Origin of the sequence: Chryseobacterium sp. SIMBA_028 (assembly GCF_046535285.1) — a bacterium.
Classification (GTDB): Bacteria; Bacteroidota; Bacteroidia; order Flavobacteriales; family Weeksellaceae; genus Chryseobacterium.
Map to the genome: position 1 here is coordinate 1 of NZ_JAWRWZ010000357.1, position 266 is coordinate 266.

The 266-nt window shown below is 39.5% G+C and carries 1 protein-coding gene; it reads left to right on the forward strand.

Annotation, left to right across the window (positions count from 1 at the left end; all coding sequences use genetic code 11):
- Positions 1-266 (forward strand): phage baseplate assembly protein V (locus tag SCA31_RS23755; protein WP_410699466.1); only part of this gene is annotated, 266 nt, incomplete at both ends.

Genomic DNA, 266 nt, shown 5'->3' on the forward strand with positions numbered 1-266 from the left:
GGTTTCATTTTATCCCAGAAATCGGGGAAGAAGTTTTGGTTGATTTTGAATCCCAGAATGCTGAAAAACCTTTTGTGGCGGGAACACATTATAATGGCAGTGAGACAAGTTCATACCACACATCAGGAAACGATAAAAAAGTGATTCATACCCGTTCAGGAACGAAGATTATTTTGAATGATGCGGAGGGTTCTGTTTTCATAGAAGATCCGAGTGGAAATACATATTTGATGGATGGAGCGGGAAATATTAATGTGAATGCACCG